The organism is Flavihumibacter sp. CACIAM 22H1, from assembly GCF_001601815.1.
Classification (GTDB): Bacteria; Bacteroidota; Bacteroidia; order Chitinophagales; family Chitinophagaceae; genus Flavihumibacter.
The window spans coordinates 1-4,115 of sequence record NZ_LUKG01000145.1; the positions used below are offsets into that span (position 1 = coordinate 1).

Annotated in this window: 5 protein-coding genes; 3 read left to right on the forward strand and 2 right to left on the reverse strand. The window is 43.7% G+C overall.

The annotated features are described in order from the left end of the window. On the reverse strand, positions 1-1,103 hold a 1,103-nt coding region (locus tag A1D16_RS21255), incomplete at its 3' end, for an AIR synthase related protein (RefSeq protein ID WP_290713565.1). A 140-nt stretch (positions 1,104-1,243) separates the two neighbouring features. Between A1D16_RS21255 and A1D16_RS21260 the strand changes: the two genes are divergently transcribed. Continuing rightward, positions 1,244-1,837: an FAD synthetase family protein gene (locus A1D16_RS21260; protein WP_290713568.1), complete on the forward strand. Its 594-nt coding sequence runs from the start codon at positions 1,244-1,246 to the stop codon at positions 1,835-1,837. Next, positions 1,800-2,240 carry a riboflavin kinase gene (locus A1D16_RS21265; protein ID WP_290713571.1) on the forward strand — a complete coding sequence of 147 codons (441 nt, stop codon included), beginning with the start codon at positions 1,800-1,802 and terminating at the stop codon, positions 2,238-2,240. Before A1D16_RS21260 ends, A1D16_RS21265 begins: the two co-directional genes overlap by 38 nt. Here A1D16_RS21265 and holA read toward each other — a convergent pair. Further along, the gene (gene holA, locus A1D16_RS21270) at positions 2,233-3,228 is read right to left on the reverse strand and encodes a DNA polymerase III subunit delta (RefSeq protein WP_290713574.1); all 996 of its coding nucleotides are present in this window, start codon (positions 3,226-3,228) and stop codon (positions 2,233-2,235) included. The genes A1D16_RS21265 and holA overlap by 8 nt on opposite strands. Positions 3,229-3,438: 210 nt before the next feature. On the opposite strand from holA, the gene A1D16_RS21275 reads away from it, so the two are divergent. Further along, positions 3,439-4,089: a hypothetical protein gene (locus A1D16_RS21275; RefSeq protein WP_290713577.1), complete on the forward strand. Its 651-nt coding sequence runs from the start codon at positions 3,439-3,441 to the stop codon at positions 4,087-4,089. The last annotated feature ends 26 nt before the right edge of the window (positions 4,090-4,115 follow it).

The following is a 4,115-nucleotide window of genomic DNA, read 5'->3' on the forward strand; positions in this document are numbered from 1 at the left end:
ACCACTTTACCCTGTAATCCCAGTGATTCCCCGGCAGCAATCAGGGCGGATGCGGCGGCTTCCGTAGTAAATACTTCCAGCCGATGTCCCATATTAAAAACCTGGTACATTTCGCGCCAATCGCTTCCCGAGGCATTTTTCAGCAAATCGAATACAACCGGGGGTTCAAACAGGTTATCCTTAATGATCCGGAAGGGAGCCGGCAGGTATTTAAGGCATTTTGTTTGTCCGCCTCCGCTGCAATGAACCAATCCGTGAATGGCCTCAAAATGCTCTTCCAGTAAGATTTTCATCAAAGGTGCATAGGTCCTGGTCGGACTTAGCAGCAGGTGACCAACATCAGTAGCAGCATACCCTGCTACTTCTACCATATCTGTAAGCCGGTTGGGGCCAATATAAACAACTTCCTCGGGTAAGCCGGTGTCAAAGGATTCCGGAAATTGACGGGCATACTCTTTATGCAGGGCATCGTGCCGGGCACTGGTTAGACCATTGCTTCCGATACCGCTGTTATAAGCGGTTTCGTAGGAAGCCTGACCTGCGCTGGCAAATCCTACAATCAGGTCGCCAGCTTTAATTAAATCATTGGTAATCAGCTTTTTTTTAGGCCACCTGGCAGTCATGGTGCCATTTACAGCAATCGATCTGACTACATCCCCGACATCGGCAGTTTCCCCTCCCAGGTAATGAATTCCAACGCCATAGGTTTTCATTTCATCAAAAAATTCCTGCGTGCCGGAAATAATCGCTTCCAGTACTTCGCCTGGGATAAGGCGCTTATTCCGGTCGATGGTGGAAGAAAACAGCAGATTATCATGGATACCTACACAAAGCAGATCATCTATATTCATCACAATGGCATCCTGTGCAATTCCTTTCCACACATCTATGTTACCGGTTTCTTTCCAATACAGAAAGGCGAGGATACTCTTGGTTCCGGCCCCATCTGCATGCATAAGGTTTACCCAATTGGCATCATTGCCCAGATAATCGGGATAAATTTTGCAAAATGCATGGGCATAGAGCCCCTGGTCCAATTTTTCCGTTGCTTTATGAACTTCTTCCTTTTGTGCAGAAACACCTCTTTTTGAATACAGACTCATGATTGCTATTTCGAACTGCGAAGGTGCGGAAAAAGGGGGAAATGGGAAAGGGGAGAATGGAGAAGGGGTAGGTGGCAGCAAAAAGCTACACTCCCCTTCCCTTTCCCCTTTCCCCCCCTTTTCCTACTTTTGCGCCTCGTATGCAGGTACATCGAAGTATTGAACAATTGCCGCGCTTTCAAAATGCCATTCTCACGATCGGTACGTTTGACGGCGTTCATCTGGGCCATGGATCTATAATTGCACAAATGAAAGCGCTGGCAAAAGAGGTAAATGGGGAAACGGTTATTCTAACATTTCACCCGCATCCAAGGCGGATTGTAGGAAAAGAAATGCAACCGGTACTGCTTTTGAATACAATGGCAGAAAAAATAAGGCTACTTGAAGCGGCAGGAATTGACCACCTGGTAGTAGTGCCATTTACGCCGGCTTTTGCTTCCCAATTACCCAGTGAATACGTCGAAGATTTCCTTATTAAGTATTTTCACCCGCACACGGTAATTATTGGCTACGATCACCGGTTTGGTCAAAACCGCCAGGGCGATTTCAAGTTGTTGGAAACCTATGCCAAACGCCAGGCATTCGGACTGGTTGAAATTCCGGGCAAATTATTGGAAGAAGCAACAATTAGCTCTACCAGGATCCGCCAGGCATTGTTGCAGGGAGATGTTCAATTGGCCGCCAACCTGCTGGGCTATGATTATTTTTTGCGAAGGTGCCGTCGTAAAAGGTAACCAGCTGGGGCGTACCCTTGGCTACCCGACCGCCAACCTGCAATTGACGGATAATGAAAAGCTTATTCCTGCTAACGGAGTTTATGCAGTAACTGTTTCCTTTCCTGCTGAAAACGGTGAGGGCAAGGAAATTCAAGCTGCGGGTACGAAAAAAGAAAATATGTTCGGGCAGTTGAAAGGCATGATGAACATCGGGGTACGGCCTACTGTAAATGGGCTCAGCCGTGTTATTGAAGTAAATATTTTTGATTTCAATGCCGATATATACGGCGAAACCATTTCGGTTACATTAAAGCAATGGTTGAGAGCGGAACAGAAATTTAGTGGCTTGGATGCCTTGAAAGAGCAACTGGCCAAAGATAAATTAGCCAGCCTCCACGCACTATCTACTATTATTACATGATTTTTACCAGTAACTCCTTCAAAAGCCCGGTATCTGAGCTGCCCGCATCGTTAATACCGATGGAGCGCAGGTTATATTGGTGTAAAAGTAGCAGAATCCGCTCTATGCCGTCATAGCCGTACCGCTGCGAGCATTGAATGTAATCCTTTACAAAAAAGGGCGAAGTGCCAATAGTAGAGGCAATCATTTTATCATCTGAACTATGCACACCAAAAATCATAAATACCTTACTGAAATAATTGTATAAAGCCGGCAGAATCATCTGAATTGGACCGGCTTTGGGATTACTTTCGAAATACTGAACAATACGAATAGCTTTGGCAAGATCTTTTTTAGCAATGGCATCTTGTAATTCGAACACGTTAAACTCCTTGCTGACACCAATAAATTTTTCGATATCATCTTCTGTGATAGTGGTGCGGGTGCCCAGGTTAATCAGTAGTTTATCAATTTCGTTCTCAATTCTGCTCAGGTCGTTCCCGATATGATCTACCAGTAATAAACAGGCTTTCTGTTGTATGGAATAACCTTTGGACTGTACCAGCTTTTCAGCCCAGGCCGGCAATTGGTTTTCATACATTTTTTTGGTTTGTACCAACTCGGTTTTGTCTTTCAGGAGCTTTGCCAGTTTGCTGCGGCCGTCCACCTTTTTTTCTTTATGCCCCACAACCAGAATTGTGGAAGAAAGCGGGTGCGAGATATAATGTTCCAGTTTATCAAGGTCCTTCATTTGTTGGGCTTCCTTAATAAGTACCACCTGTTTGTCGGAAAACATGGGATATTTCATACAGGCATTTACAACATCTGCCCAGTTAGCTTCCCTCCCATAGAAAATGGTAAGATTAAATCCTGCTTCCGCTTCAGATAAAAGTTCGTGTTCTGCAGCCTGCATTATTTTATCGATATAGTAATCTTCCTCCCCTTCCAGCCAATAAACAGGCTTGTATTGTTTTTTCTTCCAGTCTGCCAGGATCTTTTCTACGGACATGCTTTTGATTTCAGGATTGCAATAATAATTGAAAGCTGGGAAAAAAATCGGAAATTGCCGTGCAGCCTGCATTTCCACCCTCCTGAAGACTGCAGATTCCTCCCTATTAATTTTTTTGGCACGGTTTTCGAAAGGGCTTCAATAGCAATCCATAAAAAAGCTTTATAAACTTGATTTATAACCATTTCTAAATTCGAAAAACAATACATAATGAGCACATCAAACTATCCTTCAGCCACCCCAACTCAAGAACCTAAAAAAGATTATAAGGGCTTGATCATTGCTTTACTGGCAGCAGGTCTGCTGGGAACCTGGGGTTATTTGTTATGGAATAATAACAAAAATGAGCAAACTATCCAGCAAAAAGAAGCAACCATTGCACAGGTTACTGATGAGAAAACAGAGTTGCAGCGGAATTTCGATGCATCACTGGCTCGCCTGGATTCTGTTACTGGTTACAACAATCAACTGGAAGGCAAATTAACCGACAAGAACAGCGAAATTTCAAAACTGAAAACACAGATCCGCAGCATTCTTAACAAGAGCAATGCAAGTGCTGCAGAACTGAAAAAAGCAAAATCTCTTATTGCTGAAATGAACGAGAAAGTAGCTGGCCTTGAGCAGGAAGTTGCGCGTCTGACAGCAGAAAATACACAGCTGAATACAGATCTTGGTTCAGAAAGACAAAAAACAACCCAGCTTACCTCAGACCTGGCTACCACCACTTCAGCTAAGCAGGAATTGGAGAAAACAGTAGATATAGCTTCTACGCTTAATGCTTATAATATTGCCATTACTCCAATTAATGAAAAAAACAGCGGAAAAGAAAAAGTTACTACATCAGCTAAGCGCGTAAGATAAACTTGAATAATCTCTTTCGATGTTAG